This is a genomic window from Rhodococcus opacus, assembly GCF_012396235.1.
GTDB classification, from domain to species: domain Bacteria; phylum Actinomycetota; class Actinomycetes; order Mycobacteriales; family Mycobacteriaceae; genus Rhodococcus_F; species Rhodococcus_F opacus.
Window position 1 is genome coordinate 121285 of sequence record NZ_JAAXPA010000012.1, and the last position, 18223, is coordinate 139507.

The window sequence follows — 18223 nt, forward strand, 5'->3', positions numbered from 1 at the left end:
TGGCGTGGGTGCCCAACCCATCGCGCTGTGCGCGGAAATCCTTCTTTTCCATGATATTTCAACCGCAAGAGGAAGTAGACATCTCGTGAAACCCATAGTTGTCCGCAGCGCCATAGTCGCCGCGACCGGCGGGCTGCTCTTCGGATTCGACACCGCCGTCATCTCCGGTGCGGAGGAACAGATCCAGCAGGTGTTCGCGCTCAGCGATGCCAAGCTGGGCTTCACCGTCACCACCGCACTCATCGGGACGATCCTCGGCGCTCTGGTCGCCGGCCGGCCGGCAGACCGGTACGGCCGCAAGAAGGCGCTCTACGTGATCGGCGTCCTCTTCGTTCTTGGCGCCGTCGGGTCTGCCCTGGCCCCGAACGTCGAAATTCTGATGCTGTTCCGGTTCATCGGTGGCATCGGCGTGGGTGGTGCCAGCGTCTGTGCACCGATCTACACCGCCGAGATCGCCCCCGCGGCCAACCGAGGACGCCTGGTCGGGTTGGTGCAATTCAACATCGTGCTCGGCATCCTCATCGCCTATGCATCCAACGCCGTCATCCGCGCGGCGGTCCCCGGCGACAATGCTTGGCGCTGGATGCTCGGCGTCATGATCGTTCCGGCACTGGTGTTCGTCCTCATGCTGCCGACCGTTCCCGAAACGCCGCGCTGGCTGGCTGCCATCGGTCGATGGGACGACGCGACCGCAACGAGCAAGCGCCTGTGCGCCACCCAAGCCGCCGTCGACTTCCAGATGAGTGAGATCCGGGAGTCGCTGGCGGCCACCGCGAACATGACGAAGGTGCCGTTCTTCACGCGCGGGCACCGCAAGGTGATCCTGCTCGCCGTCGCGATCGCCGTCTTCAACCAGTTGTCGGGCATCAACGCGGTCCTGTACTACGCGCCACGGGTCATGCAGGAGGCCGGCGCCAGCACGAACGCCGCGTTCCTGATGAGCGTCGGGGTGGGCGCGATGAACTTGGTCGCCACCATGGTCGGGCTGAGCCTGATCGACCGGCTCGGCCGGCGCAAGCTGATGATCGTCGGCTCGATCGGCTACCTGATGTCCCTGGGATTCCTTGCCGCCGTGATGTTCTACTACGAAAATGCGCGCGATGGCGAGTTCACCTCTACGTCGTCGATACTGGTGCTGATCGGGCTGATGGGATTCATCGCCGCCCACGCCGTCGGCCAGGGCTCGGTGATATGGGTATTCCTTTCGGAGATCTTCCCGAATCGGATCCGTGGTCAGGGGCAGTCGCTGGGCAGCCTGACCCATTGGGTGTTCGCCGCGATCACCTCGTTCGCCTTCCCGCCGATCATCGGTGCCCTCGGTGCCGGCGCCGCGTTCAGCATCTTCTTCCTCGCCATGGTCGGTCAGCTGATCTGGGTGCTGAAGGTGATGCCCGAGACCAAGGGTGTGCCGCTCGAGGAGATGGAGGCCAAGCTCGGCGTCGCACTCGACCACGGCCCGGACCAGCCGACCGCGGTACGGGCTCACTGATGACCAGCCGCGTACTCAGCCTCGGTGAAGCACTGATCGACGTCGTCACCAGGACCGGGTCCACTCAGGAACACGTTGGCGGCAGCCTGCTCAACGTCGCGGTCGGACTCGGCGCACTCGGCCACCCGGCCAGCATCTGCTCGCACTGGGGCAAAGACCCCCGGGGAAATCTGCTCAGAGAGTGGGCGGAGTCCGCCGGCGTGCAGATCACGCCCGGAACCGACTCCGCACACAGGACGTCGGTCGCGTTCGCCCGGATCGACGCGGACGGACGCGCAAACTACGAGTTCGACGTGAACTGGGCGGTCCCGCAACTGCCGGACCTGGAACCGTTCGGGCATCTGCACACCGGCAGCATCGCCGCCGCCGTCGAACCAGGCGGCTCGACGGTGGTCGTTGCCGCCGAACGGATGCGGCTCCTCGGTACCGTGTCATACGACCCGAACATCCGTCCCGCACTGATGCATTCGCCCGACACCGTCGTCGACCGGGTCGAGCACCTGGTCTCACTGTCCGACGTGGTGAAGACCAGCGATGAGGACCTCGACTGGCTCTACCCGGGCGTGCCGGTCGAGAACATCATGCGGCGGTGGGTGAAGACAGGACCAGCGATGGTGGTCGTCACCCGCGGATCCTGGGGCGCCTACGCGCGACTGGCTCACAACCGGGACATGCTCCACATCGACCAGACACCGGTCACCGTGGGCGACACCGTCGGTGCCGGAGACTCCTTCATGGCCGGACTACTCTCCGGACTACTCGACGCGGGCCTGCTCGGCTCACCCCAAGCACGGGATCGACTCGCGGCTGTGGACTGGCCCGATGTCCAACCCGCACTGCTCCGCGCGATACACACGAGTGCGTTGACGGTCAGCCGATCCGGCGCGTACGCGCCCTCCCGGGCGGAAGTGCACGCCCTTCATGCGCTCGACCCGGCCCTCACCTGAACGATCGTCGCGGTCACCGAGGACGCCATGCGCGGTTACCGGCGTTGATGCACAACCCCATTCACGAGAGGAATCACCTGATGTGCAACGGTTGTTCATCCGGCACGGCCACACCCCCGCCACCGTCCGCGGTGAACTCGGCACCCGCGTTCCCGGCCTGTGGCCGCAGTCAAGGCGAAGCTCGGCTTCGACTCCGAGCTGACCTTCCAGGTCGAACCTGAGGTGATCGCCCACACCCGCAACGCGCACGAGCGCGGCGCCGCCGCACGGGCGTAGTGGCAACTCGCATTCGACTCGTGGGCAGCGGCCCAACCCGCAACGCAAGGCCCTCTACGACGGGTCACCGCCCGCGAACCGCCGCCCGGGTGGAGCGACGTCCTCCCATCCTGGAACACCGACGCCAAGGGCCCGGCGACCCGCGCGGCGCCGGGCAAGGTGCTCAACGCCCTCGCCCCGGTGCTGCCCGAACTGTGGTGTGGCTCGGCCGACCTGGCCGAGTCGAACAACACCACGATGGACGGCATGGCCACCGGGAGCGAGCTGCAACTGGTCGTCTCCGCACGAGACACCCTCCGTGAACAGGGAATCGACGCGCGCGTGGTTTCCGTGCCGTGCCTGGACTGGTTCGAACAACAAGATCCCGACTACCTCGAATCGGTCCTGCTCGAATTGGTGCGGGCCCGCGTCTCGATCGAGCCCGGCATCGAGCAACCATGGTGGCGGTGGCTCGGCCGACCCGTCCCCATCGAGCACTACAGCGCCTCGGCCGACCACCAGACCCTCTACCGGAGTTCGAATTCACCACCGACGCCGTGGTCGCAGCCGCGACCGCATCGGTCACCGCCGCGCGAGAAACCGCGCAGCCGCGTACGCCCCGTGGCCGTTCCTGCAGATGACCGGTGTCGTCCTGCTCATCAACGTTGGAACGATGCTGCTGCTGGTGGGCGCTTTCGGCTCGGGTGGAATGCTCGGCGTCGCCGGCGTGCTCTGGTTCGGCTGGCTCTACCGCGCCAGCGCACGCTGACCGGATAAGCGGACCCGCGCGGAATCCGATGCGGCAATACTTCTCGGGTTGCCCCCGCGGCCTGCCGTGCTGCCGCAGCGCGGCTCTACGCCAAAGCTGCCCGGTCGGCGCCCAACCTCCCCGAACGCGACCACCTCACACGACAGGCCGCGCGGCTCAACACCCAACTGCGCAGGGTCACCGTCGCGCTCGTGTAGGTACGCTGCGGCCGCGGAGTACCGGGGAAGGGTGGGGTCGAGCCCCTCGAGGGCGGCCAGGCCTGCTCTCGGGGCGGGCAACAGCGGCTCGACGATCGCCCACTCTGCGTCTGTCACCGACGACGGGTACACCGCACAACCATGTCCGTCCACCGCGTGGGGCGGGCACGACGGGCATGGCGAGATCGGCGATGATGGCATTGTGGGCTCCTGCTGTGGGCTAGGACATGGTTATCACCGACCAACCCGGAGCCCACTTCTTCGGTTCTCAGTCAGGCACCTGCGCGCCCATCGCGAGTTCTCAAACACGGAGTTCGGCCGAAATATCGGCGAGCGAAGCGAAGACTGTGATCGACCGCACCACAGGGCCGCTCATGTTCAGCTTGCCGCGGATAGTTCGTCAAGGGTCGGTGGCTGTGCGCCGGGAGACATCACGGCGAGGGACGCACAGGTATTCGCAATATGTAGGACGTGGCGAAGGTCATCCAGGCTGATTGCACGCAGCGCGTGGCCAGCATCTCCTGCGAGCAGTTTGCGGTCGCACAGTGCATGAAGTAGCCCGGCCATGAATGCATCCCCCGCGCCGATGGTGTCGACTACATTGACCCGGCGTCCGCCGACGAGCACCGAGCCGTCCCGGGCATACCCAATTACTCCTGCTGCCCCGTGCGTAACTGCAACAAGCGACGGCCCGTGCGACATCAGCCAACGGACCGCATCGGCGTGTCGCTCGCCTGGACGCAACCACGCCAGATCCTCCTCACTCAGCTTGACAATATCGCTCCTGGTCAACATCTCGTCGATTCGAACGATCGCCTCGGCTCGTGGACTCATCAAAGTAGGTCTGATGTTCACGTCGTAGCTGACTGTGGTGGAGCGGTCCCGATGTGACACCAGGCGTGCTACCTCGCTGGCACCAGGTTCCTGCACGACGGCTATGGACCCGACGTGGAGGTGGTCACATGATGGTGGTTCGGTGGTGTCGAGTTCCCAACTGATATCGAAGGTGTAACCGGCGCTGCCGTTTTGATCGAGACGAGCGGTGGCCGTCGACGTCTGCGTTTCCGGTCGGCCGGCCTGGATCACGTGAAGTCCGGCACCTCTCAGGTCGCGCTCGATGACGCGGCCGCGGGCGTCTTCTCCGAAGGTGGTCAGCAGGCTGACGTCGTTGCCGAGTCGACTGAGTCCCCGGGCGAGGTTTGCGGGACTTCCACCGACGTGTTCGCTGCGCATACCGGTAGCATCGACCACGATGTCGACGAGAGATTCTCCGACGACAAGGATTCGGCGCCGGCCAAGGTTGTTTTGCGAGGATGAAGTCATTTTCTGGGTGCGATCCATCTGTGGTCAGGGCCCACCAGGTGGGCCGGGGTATCGAGATGTTCTGCCGTGGCGCGTCACCGAGCTCAGATGCGTTCCCTAAATGAGTCGACCTTTGCAGGACTCCGCTTCCAGCAGCTCATCAGTACCCCATTTCAAGCGGACGCACACTAACCTCGCCGCTCGCGGAGCGAACCGAGTACCGCTCGCCCCGAGGTGATACTCCCAACCCGAGAATCCCGGATTGCGAGGAGATCTCGATGGCCGGCCCATCTAGAATCACTCGCACTCCATCGGCGATCGGCATGGTCCAGGCACCGCTTGCTGTGGTCGCGCGCACCTGGCTGTCGAAGACAGATAGCGTGACAACCGCTTCGCCTGCCGCCTCGATGATGAGCTCGTCGGTCTCGGCCGGTAACCAGGACACGTCGCCTGCCAGTGCGGGGAGATTGCCGTCCTCGATTGGCTCTCCGTGGAAGTTGTCGAGATCCGGATGTGGTGTTGCAACCAGCAATCCGTCGTGGACTGTCAGAACGTGGGGAATGCTGTGTGCGCCGGCCCATCCTGCGGCCTGGTCCTCTACGCCGCGCATCCAGAAGGTCAGACATGGTTCCCCGTTCGCATCGAGGAAGAACGATGGTGCGTAGTAGCTCGGTCCGTAGGTCAACCGCGCCCAGTTCGCGCCGTCGAATCGGCCGTCGGCATAGTGGCCGACGGCGTAGCCTGCGTAGTGAAGCACATCGTCGTCCCACACCGACGTGACCAACAGATGGTGCCCACCGTGTTCGATGATCTGGGGACATTCCCAGAGCGATCCCATCCACACGGGATCCTGCTCGTGCATGGAGCGTTGCGCGGCGATCCCCTCGTACGACCACGATTTGAGGTCGTTCGAGGAGTACGACAGAGCTGCGGCGCTACCATCCGCCAGCGCTGCGCCGACGAGCATCCGCCAGCACGCCCCGTCCTTCAGAACGAAAGGATCGCGGTACGCCGTGACCTCGAGGCTCGGGGGAGCTGATGCAACAATGTCGCCCTTGTGCCAGGCGATCCATCCTTCGTCGCTGGGCGTGGCGATGCGAATGCGGCCGATGGCGATGTTTGGGTCGGCTGTGGAGGTGAAGAAGGCGTGTGCGGAGCCGTCATCTGAGATGGCGAGGGATCCTGTCCAAATGCCCTTGTCGCCGTCACCTGGAGCGATGGCGACGGGGAGTTCCTCGAGTGTGAATAGGCTGCTACCACTGGCGTGGCCCCAGCGACAGTCGGGGGCCCAACTCGTCACACCGGGGATGTATTGGTAGAAGACGTGGTACTTGCCATCACGGAAGGTGATCCCGCATGGATCGTTGATCCAACCCGTAGAGGCAGTGAAGTGGAACTGTGGCCGCTGCACGGCCCCGGAGCTCGCCGGCATCACAGGAGACATTTCGTCAGGGCTTGTCTCGAACATGGCGCGCCTTTCTCATTTCTCGGGGCAACGAAGAGGATCGTCGGCTGTCAGATCGATGAGCGCACGACGGGAGGACAGTCGATGCGCTCGACTCCGGTGAGGCTGTCGCCTTGCTCCACTCGCTTGAGGAGGGCCTGAACTCCTCGCACACCCAGTTCGTAGTGGGGCAGGGCTATCGAGGTCAGACGCGGCCGTAGATGCGCAGCGATGACTTCCTGGTCATCGAAGCCGACGATGGCGATGTCGCCGGGGATGCTGAGCCCGTGCTCCTTGAGGGCGTCGTACATTCCCATCGCGACGCGGTCGTTGTAGCAGAAGACCGCGGTGGGCGCATTTCCGCGGGAAAGGAGTTCGTGTCCGGCCGCGTAGCCGGCCTCTTGGAAGCCGCCGGCAGCATCCGGGTCGATCGAGACCTGCAACGCCGGGTCGACGCCGACGCCGACCTCCGCGAGCGCCTCACGATAGCCCTCGAACCGCCCGGATGTCGATGGCGCGATCTCGGTGGAATTCACGAAGGCGATGCGCCGGTGACCTTGTGAGGTCAGCAACTGCGTGGCCGCGAAACCGCCTTGCACTTCGTTCGGCACCACGGCATACCCGGTCGGATCACTCGTAAAGCAGTTGACGAAGACGCTCGGCACTGACGCGAGGAGTGAGGGTGGCTGCACTTCCGTGTGGTACCAGGTGGAGTAGAGCACGCCGACGGCTTTGTGGTCGATCATCATCCGGAGAGCGTCGTCGGTCAGCTCGGCTACGTCATCGGTGTCGACCACCAGCAGCACATAACCGTTGCGCCATGCCTCCTCCTGCGCCCCTCGCAGGATCTGGCCGGCGTATGGGAGTGTGGCGATGGCGTCCGCGATCATGCCGATGAATCGCGATTGACCGGTGCCCAGGCTCTGGGCAAGGACGTTGGGGCGGTATCCCAGTTCGGCGACCGCCTTCTTTACCCGAGTTCGGGTTGCCTCGCCGATGCGGTCGCGTTTCTTGTTGTTGATGACGAGTGACACCGTCGCAACGGATACGCCCGCGTGTTCGGCGACATCCCGCATGGTCACCGCAGCCGCTCGCGCCGGTGTTGAGACACCGGAACCGTTGCCGGGCGGATCAATGTCTTTGGCCATGATGCTGATACTCATCTCGAATCGGTGTTCACATAGTGGTTTCTACATACTGGGCGTGCTCAACCCTTGTTCGCGCCGGCTTCGAGGCCATAGATCATCGCCTTGTTCAGCACCAGGAACACGAGGAGCAGAGGTGTGATGGTGACGCAGACGGCGGCGAATGTGGCGGTCCAGTCGACGTTTCCCATCGCACCGATGTAGTTCTGCAGGCCAAGCGGAATGGTCTTGAGTTCATCGCTGAGTAAGAAGGTGTTTCCGAAGATGAAGTCGTTCCAGATGAAGATGCTGTTCACCAGCACCACGGTGACGATCGTGTTCGTTGACAGAGGCAGCGTGATGCTCCAGAAGATTCGGTACGGTCCGGCGCCGTCGATTGTCGCGGCTTCGTAGGTTTCCCGCGGAATGTATTCGAAGAATGAGCTGAAGAGGTAGACGGATAAAGGGAAGGCAAATCCGGCAAGCGGGATGATCATCGACAGATGGGTGTCGAGCAGTCCCACCGACGCGTAGTCCATGAAGAGCGGAACCAGCGCGATCTGAACGGGCACGATGATGCCGAGCAGGAAGAGTCCGCGGACGAGGCCGCTTCCCCGGAATCCGAGGACCTGCAGCGCGTACGCGGCCATCATTCCGAAGATGACGATTGCGGCGCTGGCGCCGAACGTGACGATGAAGCTGTTGACGATGTTCAGTCCAAGGTTGCCGACGCCGAAGGCGCGCGCATAGTTGTCGAGCGTGACTGAACTGGGGAGCGCGAAGGGGTTGCCGTTGACGAAATCGCTCTCGGTGCGCAAGCTCGTCATAAAAAGCCAGGCGAGCGGGTAGACCTGGACGACGACGAGGGCAGCCACGATGACCGAGGTCGCGAGCCGGAAGGGTGGGATCTGTCGGCGACGGCGAGTGGGCTTGTGCGCCGCGGTGGGCTTGTGCGCCCCGGGGCGTGCCGAGGTAATGGTGGTCATGCGTCTGCCTTTCGTCTGGACAAGCCGTAGATGAGTGCCACAGCAACGAGGCATTCGACAACGATGAACATGGAGATCGTGCTCGCGTACCCGTAATCGGTGCCGGTGAACGCCGTCTTGTACATGTACGTCGTCACTAGCTCCGAGGCCTGGCCGGGGCCGCCGTTGGTGAGCAAGTACGGAATGTCGAATCCGCGGAGGGTGTAGGTCGCCGCCATGAGCGTCGTCGTGATCCAGACCGGACGGATGTGTGGAAAACGTATCTTGGTGAAGATCTTCCACCGTGAAGCGCCGTCGATCTTTGCGGCCTCTTCGAGTTCCTTCGGCACGGCGATGAGTGCCGCGTAGAGAATGACCATGTACAGGCCGGTGAAACGCCAGCCTTCAGGCACCGACACGGCGACGAGCGCGGTATTGATGTCGGACAGCCACGGGCGGGCAAGCCCATGCAGACCCAGGAAATCCAGGATCTGGTTGAGAAGTCCCTCAGGGTTTTCCGAGTAGATGCGCTGGAAGAGGAACGAGATCGCAACCGTGGAGATGACGGCAGGCAACAAGTAGAGGGTCTTCACCAGCTCGCGACCTTTGTTGAGTTCGGTCAGGAGGTTGGCAACGACGAGGCCGCCGCCGAGCTGCATGACCAGACAGACCACGAGGTATATGAGACTGTTGCGGAACGCCGTCCAGAACACGTCGTCGGTGAGCATGCGGGTGTAGTTGTCGATCCCGGCGAACTGCAGGTCCGAGATTCCATTCCATCTGAAGAAACTCAGCACGAGCGACTGCACGATCGGCAGGAGCACGGCGACGCCGTAGACGACGAGCGGCGGTAGCAGAAAGATCAGGACTGACAGTCGCGATCGAGTGGGAAGCATAGGAAGCACCTTCCGGGTGAGGACGCCACGCGTCGACCACCCTGATTGAGGGTCTCAGCCGAAGAACTTCGGCGCGTTCTCAGCGATCGTCGAGTCGACCCTGTCGATGAAGTTCTCGGCCGTGCTGTTCCCCTGCATGAGCAGCACAAGCTCCTGCTGCAGCCGGGTGTTCGACGTCGGGTCGAGTTGCGTATCCCACGGCACGGCGAGGTTGGTGCCGAGGTCATCAGCCGCGTCCAGCGCCTTCTGATACAGCGGAGTGGCGTTCCCAGGCACCGTAGTTTGCACGTTCGTGGTCGGTGACAGTGCGCCGGTAGCGGCGTACGCTGCCGGGTACTTGGAGAGCGCGAACTTCAGGAAGTCACGCACGAGCGGATCGTACTTCTGCGCGTTCACAGCCATACCGATCCCCGAACTCACGGAATACTCGTTCGCGGCCGTCTTCGCGCCGTCCACGGTGGGAAGTGTGAAGAAGTCCACGTCCTGCCGGACGCCCGCATCAAGCTCGTTCGTCGCCAGGTTCGCGAGTTCCCAGGTTCCGATGTTGTACACGGCCGCCTTGCCGGAGGTGAAGAGGGCCTGCGCATCGGAATACCCGGTCGACGAGAAGCCGTCGTCGAAGCACCTCGCGTTCGCCAGGCCGCTCAACCAATCGACGGACCTCTGCCCCGTCTCGTCAGAGATCTTGGACATACCGGTCCTGACGCCCTGGACATAGTCGGGTCCCGCCAAGCGGAACGGCTGGAACGCCATATACCGTTCGAGCGGCCACTGGTCCTGACCATCGACAGCGATGGGGGTCACCCCGGCGGCGCGAAGCCCGGCGCACAGTTGAGGGAAGTCATCGAGCGACGCGGGGACGGATACGCCAGCCTTGTCGAACAGCGCCGTGTTGTACCAGAAGAATTCGAGTTCGAATTGGAGCGGGATCATGTACAGCGAACCATCACCGAAGCGCTGATAGTCCAATGCATTCGCGCGGTAGTCGTCATATACACCGATATCCTTCAGCAAGGCCTCGGCGTCCATCATCTGACCCGTCTTGGCCAATTCTTGAGCGAACGGCGTTGCGTCGGTGTCGAACAACTCGGGCAGCTTGTTGGCCGCCGCAAGCGTTTGATACTTCTGAATGTACGAGGGCCGATCAGGTGTCGTAATCAGATTCAGCGAGAAGCCCGGGTGGTCGGCCGCATATTCGTCTGCCAGCTGCTTGAAGATGGCGATCGTTGCGCCATCGGCGGGGCGGGAAAGCAGCCACGAGATCTCGTGTGGCGTGATCTCGCCATCGGGATTGACATCTGTTGGTTTGACACCGCCGCCGCTGGCCGAGCAGCCAGCAAGAAGGGTCATAATGGCCACCACCGCGAGAGCGGTATGGACTCGCTTCATTGGTTTTCCATTTCTGTAATGCGGTGTTACCGAATCCTGGTGGCGATGCGTAGGTCGCGGAACGTGGCCGTTCCCTCACCTGCGAACAATCCGAAGCCGCCGGCGGTGCGGTCGTAGATTCTGGCGCTGACCGCCACCTGCTGGTCGATAACCGCGACCATGAGGGATCCGTCCATGACGATGTCGATGGTGTGCTCGCCCGGTTCGAGGGTGCACGGCCGTTCGAGTTCCACCTGGAACGGAACATCGCCGGAGATCTCCCACTGCATCTCGCCGGTCACGCGGCGCGGCCACCGGTCTACGACGGCGCGGGAGCGACGTGGCTCCAGGCGCAGAATGTAGCAATTGTCTCCGTCGGCGCTGCTGCGGAACACGATCCCGCATTCGGTCGTATTCGCCGCGATATCGACAGTGACGCTCGCGTACGCGGTCGCAGGGATCGGCGCCTCGGACACGACGCATGCGTAGCCGTCAGGAGCGGAGAGCGTCACCTCGGCATCGGTCGTATACCTTGTGCCCGTGGCAGTGTCGACGAGTGCACTTGCGTGCGGGATGTCGAAGCTCGCCCGTAGCTCGGAAGGGATGTCGAACGCGAGGCTGCCGTCCGGGCGTTGCGTTGACTCGAGAACTGACATGGTTCCAGCCCATTGGTAGGGCCCGTCGTCGCATGATCCTTCTTTCGACGCGATCCATCCGCAGAAGAACCGTCGATCGCCATGCCCGACGCTCTTGGACGCGTAGAAAGCTCGACCATCGATCGTGTCGTGTTCGGGTGTAATCCACGGACCGTCGACCGTTCTTGCCATCCTGTATCGGGTGGTAAACGACTCCGAGAATTCGGAGTACACCAGATACCACCAGTCCCCCCAAGGGAACACGTCCGGACACTCGTGCGTGACGTATCTCCGCGGATCCCAGAAGGCTTCGACCGGTCGCCACGTCATCAGGTCGTCGGACTGCATCTGCGCGATGACCCCGCGGCGACGCCGTGGGCCTGCCGCGTGGCGCGCCGCGAGGAGCATCCTCCAGGGCTGCCCTTCTGCCGCCTTGAAGACGAAAGGATCTCTCCAGTCGCCGGCCTCGTAACCCTCCGTCGCCCCGAACGACAATTCGGGATGCTTGACCCAGGAGGTCAAGCCATCGCGACTCGTCGCGTGCATGACGATCTGGAGAGGCGTCTCACCGTCTGGCCCGACAATCCGCGGGTTGTGGCCGGTGTAGAAAAGGTGGTCCGTTCCATCCGGACCGGTAACAACCGAGCCCGTGTATGCGTTGAAGTCGGGCGCATCCGGTTCTCCCGCAGGAATCGCGGTTCCCCGGTCGGTGAACGTGACGAAGTCTCTGGTGGTCACTACGTCCCATGCCGACCCCGCCTCGGGGTCATCCCGAACCTCGCGAAGGTAGAAGAGCCAGAACTCGCCATCGCGCTCGAAGGGAATGACATCGCCCACCCAGGCGTTGTCCGGCTGGAAGAACACAGGTTGTGAAGTCTCCACTGATTACCTTCCTGGTTAAACGGTTGAACAGTGACTCTAGTCACAGGCACCAGAATGTTCAAGCGGTTAATCAGCCGATCATGATCGCGCGCTGGCAGTCGGCCAAGTGCCACATGGGGGCGGAGCGTGTCCGCATCTCGGGCTCTTCAGACGAAGTTGCTGACCGCACGAGAATGACCGAGCTGTACCGCCACGGCCATGCCGCATCCGATCGATGCGCCGTCAACGGGGGATTGTCGACGGCGCACGAGTTGTCACTGAGGTTGGTTCCGGATGCGCTGTGGGAGATGGTCGAACCGTTGACTCCGCCTTTTGTCGCCCGGCCGCAGGGAGGTGGCAGTGCGCCGGCCGATGACCGGGCGGTGTTCACCGAGATCGTGTACGTGCTCACCAGCGGATGTGCGTGGCGGCACCTGCCGCCCTCCTTCGGGGTGACCGTGCCGACCGCGCATCGACGGTTCAGTGCCTGGGTGCGGGATGGGGGTTCGAGAAACTGCATCGCGAGGTGCTCGATCGGCTCGGTAGCGCGGGCGAACTCGACTGGACGGCAGCGATCCTGGATGCGGCAAGCATTCGGGCGAAAAAGGGGGATCACTGACCGGCCCCAGCCCGGTCGACCGCGGCAAGAAGGGATCGAAGATCCACGTCCTGTCCGAAACGAATGGAATCCCACTGGTCGTGGGTGTGACCGGGGCGAACACCCACGACAGCACGATGCTGCAACCGATGGTGGCAGCGATTCCGGCAACGAAGTCCAGGCGCGGACCACGGCGCCGCAAGCCGGGAAGGCTTCGCGCCGACAAGGGCTACGACTACGACATTCACCGACGGTGGCTGCGCGAACGAGGCCTGGCTCACCGGCTACCGGCGCATAACCATTCGCTACGAACGCCACGGCGAACACTTCGCCGGCTTCCTCCACCTCGCCGCGGCACTCACCTGCTTCAAGAAACTGCCCACATGAGACACGCTCTAAGTACTCACGGGTGCAGGGACGCGTGCATCAGGTAGACGTTGTAGCTGTCCCACTCGGAGATCGTGAAATACAGATCCTTGTCCGTCGACCACGGATGCATGAAGCCGCCGTAGGCCATCGGGTAGTCGGCCGTGTCGACGAGCGTCGCGCCGGCCGACCACGCACCCTGCGGGCTCGACGACCGCCGCAGGATGATCGAGCCGCCGACGGGCTCGAGGTAGCTCATCAGCCATTTTCCCGCGGCCGCGTCGTAGCGGACGGACAGTTCGCTGGCCACCCCACCGACGATGGGGGTCGCGAGGTGCTGGGACACCGGGGTCCACGTGCCGTCCGACCAGTACTGGTACGACGTGGTGTTGAGGACCTGATCGACCGGCACCCGGGCCAGGCCGATGGTGCCGATCCGCCCGTTGGGGGTGCCGAACATGTACACGTAGTCGCCCTGCGGCACCATCGCGGACACCTGGAATCGGGCGCCGAAGATGTTGTCCCACTTGGCGTGCTGGTCCTTCGTCCAGGTCTGCCCGTTGTCGTCGGAGTAGGCGATGCCGCCGTAGTTCGTGTACCACATGCCGGGGACCATGCTCCAGCGCTTCACCGACATGTAGCTGAGGTACTGACGGTCACCGATCGCGAACCCCGACGTGGGGATGGTGGTGGTCTCGAAGTTGTTGATGTGCCTGCTGTCGATGATCTCGGCGGCATGGCACCGGCTGTCCTGGACCATGCTGTCGATGGTCATGCCGTCCGACAGGTCGGTGTCGGTGCTGTGGCCGAGAACGTTGCTCCGCCAGTCCTCGCCGAACGCGCCGGGCGGAGCCCAGTCCTTGCCGAACGTGTCGCCGAACGCGACCGCGACCTCGCCCGGCTTCGTCTCCCAGGTGATGCCGAGGTCGGTGCCGTCGACCTGCCAGCGCTTGTCCGTGCGGTTTTCCGAACCGCGGCCCGTCAGTTGCGACACCAGCCGGACATCGCCGACCTCCGGCTTCGCCACGGGTGCGGTGAGGAAACCCCGTTCGGCCGGGTTGATCTGGACGGGCGGCGCCGGCTGCGGTTCGGGTCCGGGGCCGCCGGGAACGGGGATGGGAATGGTTTCGGGACGCGGATCGATGGAGATCTTGGGTATGGGCAGCGCACTCGAGCCGGACGAACCCGACGACCCCGCAGAGCCGGAAGAGCCTGCGGAACCGGAAGAGCCTGCGGAACCGGAAGAGCCGGGATCGGTCTCCGGTTCGTCGACCGGATCGGTGAGGTCGGGGCACGGGTCCGCGCACGGGTCGGCGGGAAGGTCCTGGGCGACACGCGTCTGGTCGGCGGTCGGTCCGGGGACCGGCACGGGCACGAAGTCGGGGTACGGGATCGGGATGCTCACGGCCGGGGGAATGGGCGGAAGCAGTGGGCCGCCGCCCGGACTCGGCGGTTCCTTCGCCGGGTTGAAACCGGTCTCGCCGCACGCGTTCACGGGCAGCCACGGAGTGGTTTCGGCCGCGGCGGGGGCAGCGGTGAAGCCGATCGTCGCGGCCACGACGGCGGCGACGCACAGCGGCACTCCGGCCACAGACCATGACTTCTCGACCACAGGACCCCTCCAGATCGGTGGTCGGAGTAATGGCGGACCGACCTGCACGTTCGGGTTGAAGATAACACCCGGCGGCGGCATCCTCAGCGCACGAGCCCGGCCCGTCCGGTCACAGTGCGGTCTCACTGTCGCGAGGGAAATTTCTTCGGGTGCGGGTGGAACCGGATCCGATTCCGCTGCGTCATACCTTCATATGGATCCTCTCGAGTATTCGTTCGGAACCGGTGCCGACGCCCCGACGGCGTGGACGTCACCCGCCGATCTCGACCTGGGGTCGTCCGGCGGTGTCGACGCCGTGCGCTTGGATTTCGACGGTGACGGCCTTCTCGACGACGCGATGTGGGATTCGGACGGCGACGGCGTGGCCGATCGGTCGGTGCTCGACTACGACGCCGACGACGAGGCCCGCTACTTCACCGACCCGTCCGGCAACGGGACGTGGAATGTCGAGATGACGATGGCCGAGCCACCGGTGATCGCGGCGGTACACACGTGGCGCCCCGATCCGATGATCGGCGCCGCCGGGACCATTGACGTCAGGGCCGACGCCGGGCAAGGTGGGTTGGGATTTCAAACTAACCGAGTGTCCGATGAGGGGAACACACCATGACCGATCTGACGCGGGAGGCGGCGAGCGCCTTCGTCGCCGCTGCCGGCCTGGAACTCGACGAGGTGTCCGGGACGAAGGTCGTCGGCCACATCGACCTGTCCACCGACCACCACACACCCTGGGGCGTGGTGCACGGCGGCGTCTACACGACGGCGGTCGAATCGGCCGCGAGCATCGGCGCGAGTACCGCGGTCGCCGACCGTGGTGAGTTCGCGGTGGGCGTGCACAACGGCACCGACTTCCTGCGGGCCCGCACCGAGGGGCGGGTCGACGTGGTCGCGGTGCCCATCCAGCAGGGCCGGGTGCAGCAGTTGTGGTCGGTGGTGATCACCGCGACCGACACCGGGAAGGAGGTGGCTCGCGGTCAGGTCCGATTGCAGAACGTGCCCATGCCGGGGTCGAAATAGCCCGGTTCTCAGGCAGGTTCGCGCCGGGAGTTGAGCAGGATGCCGAGCAGTCCGAGGCCGTAGGCCGCGCCACCCGCGAGTACCAGTCCGAGTGATCGGCCGTCGGGGGCGATCACGAGGGAGGCCGCGGCGATCGACGCGATGAAGGCCACGTTGAACACCGTGTCCTGCAGCGCGAACACCTGTCCCCGGCGGTCGTCCTCGATCTCGATCTGCATCGCCGCGTCTCCGGTGAGTTTGATGGACTGCCCGGCGAATCCGAGGAGGAGCGCGCCGCACAGCAGCGACGCCTGCGTGAGGATCGCGACGAGCGTGCACTGCACGAGGAGGGCGAGAATCAGGCCGCCGACGATGGTGCGGGACCGTCCGACGCGCGGGATCAGGAACGGTGTCGAGATCGCCGCCAGCAGCATGCCCGCGGCGGTGGCGCCGACCGCGACACCGAACCCGGCCAGACCGCCGGGCAGGGCGCTGACGGTGGCGGTGTCGCGGAGCACCAGAACCATGATCAGCGTGTTGACACCGAAAACGATCCGGTGCGTGCCTATTCCGATCATTGCGGTCGTCACGCCCGGTGACTGCCACACCGCGACCGCTCCGGTGCGTAGTCCGGCGGCGACGGCGCGGACCGCCCCATATGCGGGCTTCTCGTCGGCGTGCGGACCGAGGAGCCGATGGTGGAAGCGCGACGCCGCGAACGCGGCCACCGCGGAACCGCAGGCGGCTGCCGCGACGGCGATTCCCGAGCCGCGGTCGCCGGCGCCCACGAGGGAGATGATGGCGACCGATGTCGCGGCTCCGAGTGCGGCGAGGACAGAGCCCGTGGTGGCGAGCACCGAATTGGTGGCCACGAGCCAGGACCGGTGCACCACTCGCGGCAGCGCCGCCGAGACTCCCGCGAGAACGAACCGGCTCACACCGATGGCGGCGAGGGCGAGGAGGAGGAGCGCGGACTCACCGGTCCCGGTCTCCAGCAATACGGCCGTCACCAGAATCAGCAGTCCGCGCAGAACATTCGCCCACAGCAGCACGGCGCGGCGATCCCAGCGGTCGAGGAGCGCGCCCGCGTACGGTCCGATCACCGAGTACGGGAGCAGCAGTACCGCGAAACCGGCGGCGATCGTGACGGGATCCGTTGCGCGCTCCGGGTTGAACAGAATCGCGCCGCCGAGCGCGGTCTGGAACATGCCGTCGCCCAGCTGACTGGCGAATCGCACCGTCGCGAGACGGGCCAGCCCGGGCGACCGCCGGAGGGTGTACGCCGTTCTGCGCCACGCCTCGCGCCGGTCGCCGAGCTGTTTCGCCATTCACAGGAGCCTATCCGGCGGCCGCGACCGACCTGTCCTGCCACCACCGGACGGTCTCCTCGGCGGCCCGGTCCAGTGGCGTCGGGGTCAGTCCGAGCCGGGCCTCGCTCTCGGACGAGTCCATCACGAACGGCTCCTCGAACTGGTACAGCATCTCGGCCAGCTCGCGGCTGCCCTGGTGCACGAGCCCGCCGCCGCGGATCACCCAGCCGGGCAGGGTGCCCACCTTCGGGACGGGAACCCCGCCGGCCTTCGCGTAGGCCTCGACCATCTGCCGCTGGGTGACGGCCGGGACGGTCGGTGCGTGCAGCACCGAGTTCCACAGCGCACGGTCGTGGGCGGCGACGATCATCGCGGCCGCGAAGTCGGGAACGTACGTGAACGAGTGGGGCAGGTCGGCGGAACCGAGGACGCGCATCGTCTTGCCCGCGAGGACGACGGGCACCATGCGCTCGCCGGCGTGCGCGTTCAGCACCTGCGGTCCGAAGAAGTCGGACGCGACGACGCTCACGGTGGGGGTCGAGGACTCGGCGCGGGCCTTCAGCAGCCGGGTCCGGACGCCGCGCTTACCGGAGTCGGCCGACCGCGGGGTGTGCTCGGTCATCGGCTGCTGCGACGTGTCGTACGAGTAGAGGCTCTCGGGGAACACGACGACGGCGCCCACGTGGCCGGCGGCCTCGAGCACGGTCTGCTCGGCGGCGGGGAGTTCGCGCTCCCACGCGTCGGCGCTGTAGGCGGCGTGGATGCAGTGGTAGACGGCGACTGCTCCGTCGAATGCCTCACGCAGCGCGTGGGCGTCGGAGACGTCGACCTTCCGCCGCTCGATCAGGGGATGGTCCGGGCCGCTGCCCGAGCGGGTGAGGACCCGCACCTGCCGTCCCTGTTCGGCGAGCTGCAGGGCGACGGTCCAGCCGACGGGTCCCGCTCCGGTGACGATCTCGATGTTCGACATGTCCGCTCCTGCTGTGAGTCGATTTCGGCGATTCGAGAGCACTGCTCTCTGTCTGATTCGAGAATGCTCCCGTTCGACCGCATTGTCAAGAGCAGTGCTCTCGTTTGTTGACACCGCTC

The 18223-nt window shown here is 65.0% G+C and carries 15 protein-coding genes and 2 pseudogenes; 7 read left to right on the forward strand and 10 right to left on the reverse strand.

Features of this window, described 5'->3' with window-relative positions; translation table 11 throughout:
• The first annotated feature begins 85 nt into the window (after nt 1-85).
• The 4 genes and pseudogenes from HGB39_RS18130 to HGB39_RS39605 all read left to right on the forward strand — a co-directional run bounded on the left by HGB39_RS18130 (nt 86) and on the right by HGB39_RS39605 (nt 3460).
• Entirely contained in the window at nt 86-1489 is a 1404-nt protein-coding gene (locus HGB39_RS18130; protein ID WP_005565899.1) for a sugar porter family MFS transporter, read from the forward strand.
• Nucleotides 1489-2436 (forward strand): carbohydrate kinase family protein, encoded by a 948-nt coding sequence (locus HGB39_RS18135; RefSeq protein ID WP_005565900.1) that lies wholly within the window; start codon nt 1489-1491, stop codon nt 2434-2436. The genes HGB39_RS18130 and HGB39_RS18135 overlap by 1 nt, the downstream gene beginning before the upstream one ends.
• 522 nt (nt 2437-2958) lie before the next feature.
• A pseudogene (locus tag HGB39_RS40230) lies at nt 2959-3168 on the forward strand (transketolase-like TK C-terminal-containing protein); the annotation flags it as partial.
• A 160-nt stretch (nt 3169-3328) separates the two neighbouring features.
• The gene (locus HGB39_RS39605) at nt 3329-3460 is read left to right on the forward strand and encodes a hypothetical protein (RefSeq protein ID WP_267204272.1); all 132 of its coding nucleotides are present in this window, start codon (nt 3329-3331) and stop codon (nt 3458-3460) included.
• Between the two features lie 575 nt (nt 3461-4035).
• Here the strand turns inward: HGB39_RS39605 and HGB39_RS18145 are convergent.
• The 7 genes from HGB39_RS18145 to HGB39_RS39890 form a co-directional block, all read right to left on the reverse strand.
• On the reverse strand, nt 4036-4998 hold the full coding sequence (locus HGB39_RS18145) for a carbohydrate kinase family protein (protein ID WP_081276586.1): 963 nt from the start codon (nt 4996-4998) through the stop codon (nt 4036-4038).
• A 121-nt stretch (nt 4999-5119) separates the two neighbouring features.
• On the reverse strand, nt 5120-6427 hold the full coding sequence (locus HGB39_RS18150) for a glycoside hydrolase family 32 protein (RefSeq protein WP_210752815.1): 1308 nt from the start codon (nt 6425-6427) through the stop codon (nt 5120-5122).
• Between the two features lie 47 nt (nt 6428-6474).
• Nucleotides 6475-7551, reverse strand: a complete 1077-nt coding sequence (locus tag HGB39_RS18155; protein WP_005565909.1) for a LacI family DNA-binding transcriptional regulator — start codon at nt 7549-7551, stop codon at nt 6475-6477.
• A 59-nt stretch (nt 7552-7610) separates the two neighbouring features.
• Nucleotides 7611-8402, reverse strand: a complete 792-nt coding sequence (locus HGB39_RS18160; RefSeq protein ID WP_205627381.1) for a carbohydrate ABC transporter permease — start codon at nt 8400-8402, stop codon at nt 7611-7613.
• A gap of 107 nt (nt 8403-8509) precedes the next feature.
• Complete coding sequence (locus tag HGB39_RS18165) at nt 8510-9316, reverse strand: carbohydrate ABC transporter permease (protein ID WP_205627380.1); 807 nt, start codon at nt 9314-9316, stop codon at nt 8510-8512.
• A gap of 126 nt (nt 9317-9442) precedes the next feature.
• Nucleotides 9443-10777 carry an ABC transporter substrate-binding protein gene (locus HGB39_RS18170; protein ID WP_005565914.1) on the reverse strand — a complete coding sequence of 445 codons (1335 nt, stop codon included), beginning with the start codon at nt 10775-10777 and terminating at the stop codon, nt 9443-9445.
• Between the two features lie 26 nt (nt 10778-10803).
• The gene (locus HGB39_RS39890) at nt 10804-12255 is read right to left on the reverse strand and encodes a glycoside hydrolase family protein (protein ID WP_210752816.1); all 1452 of its coding nucleotides are present in this window, start codon (nt 12253-12255) and stop codon (nt 10804-10806) included.
• A gap of 305 nt (nt 12256-12560) precedes the next feature.
• Between HGB39_RS39890 and HGB39_RS18180 the strand changes: the two are divergent.
• A pseudogene (locus HGB39_RS18180) lies at nt 12561-13237 on the forward strand (IS5 family transposase).
• A 16-nt stretch (nt 13238-13253) separates the two neighbouring features.
• Here HGB39_RS18180 and HGB39_RS18185 read toward each other — a convergent pair.
• Nucleotides 13254-14807: a glycoside hydrolase family 183 protein gene (locus HGB39_RS18185; RefSeq protein ID WP_005574076.1), complete on the reverse strand. Its 1554-nt coding sequence runs from the start codon at nt 14805-14807 to the stop codon at nt 13254-13256.
• Nucleotides 14808-15021: 214 nt separating this feature from the next.
• Here HGB39_RS18185 and HGB39_RS40235 point away from each other — a divergent pair, with 214 nt between their 5' ends.
• Nucleotides 15022-15438 carry a hypothetical protein gene (locus HGB39_RS40235; protein ID WP_005574074.1) on the forward strand — a complete coding sequence of 139 codons (417 nt, stop codon included), beginning with the start codon at nt 15022-15024 and terminating at the stop codon, nt 15436-15438.
• Complete coding sequence (locus HGB39_RS18195) at nt 15435-15845, forward strand: PaaI family thioesterase (protein ID WP_005263525.1); 411 nt, start codon at nt 15435-15437, stop codon at nt 15843-15845. Before HGB39_RS40235 ends, HGB39_RS18195 begins: the two co-directional genes overlap by 4 nt.
• An 8-nt stretch (nt 15846-15853) precedes the next feature.
• Here HGB39_RS18195 and HGB39_RS18200 read toward each other — a convergent pair whose 3' ends face one another.
• Both HGB39_RS18200 and HGB39_RS18205 read right to left on the reverse strand, forming a co-directional pair.
• Complete coding sequence (locus HGB39_RS18200) at nt 15854-17152, reverse strand: MFS transporter (protein WP_005574072.1); 1299 nt, start codon at nt 17150-17152, stop codon at nt 15854-15856.
• A gap of 10 nt (nt 17153-17162) precedes the next feature.
• Nucleotides 17163-18104, reverse strand: coding sequence for an NAD-dependent epimerase/dehydratase family protein (locus HGB39_RS18205; RefSeq protein ID WP_005263527.1), 942 nt, complete (start codon nt 18102-18104; stop codon nt 17163-17165).
• Between the last annotated feature and the right edge of the window lie 119 nt (nt 18105-18223).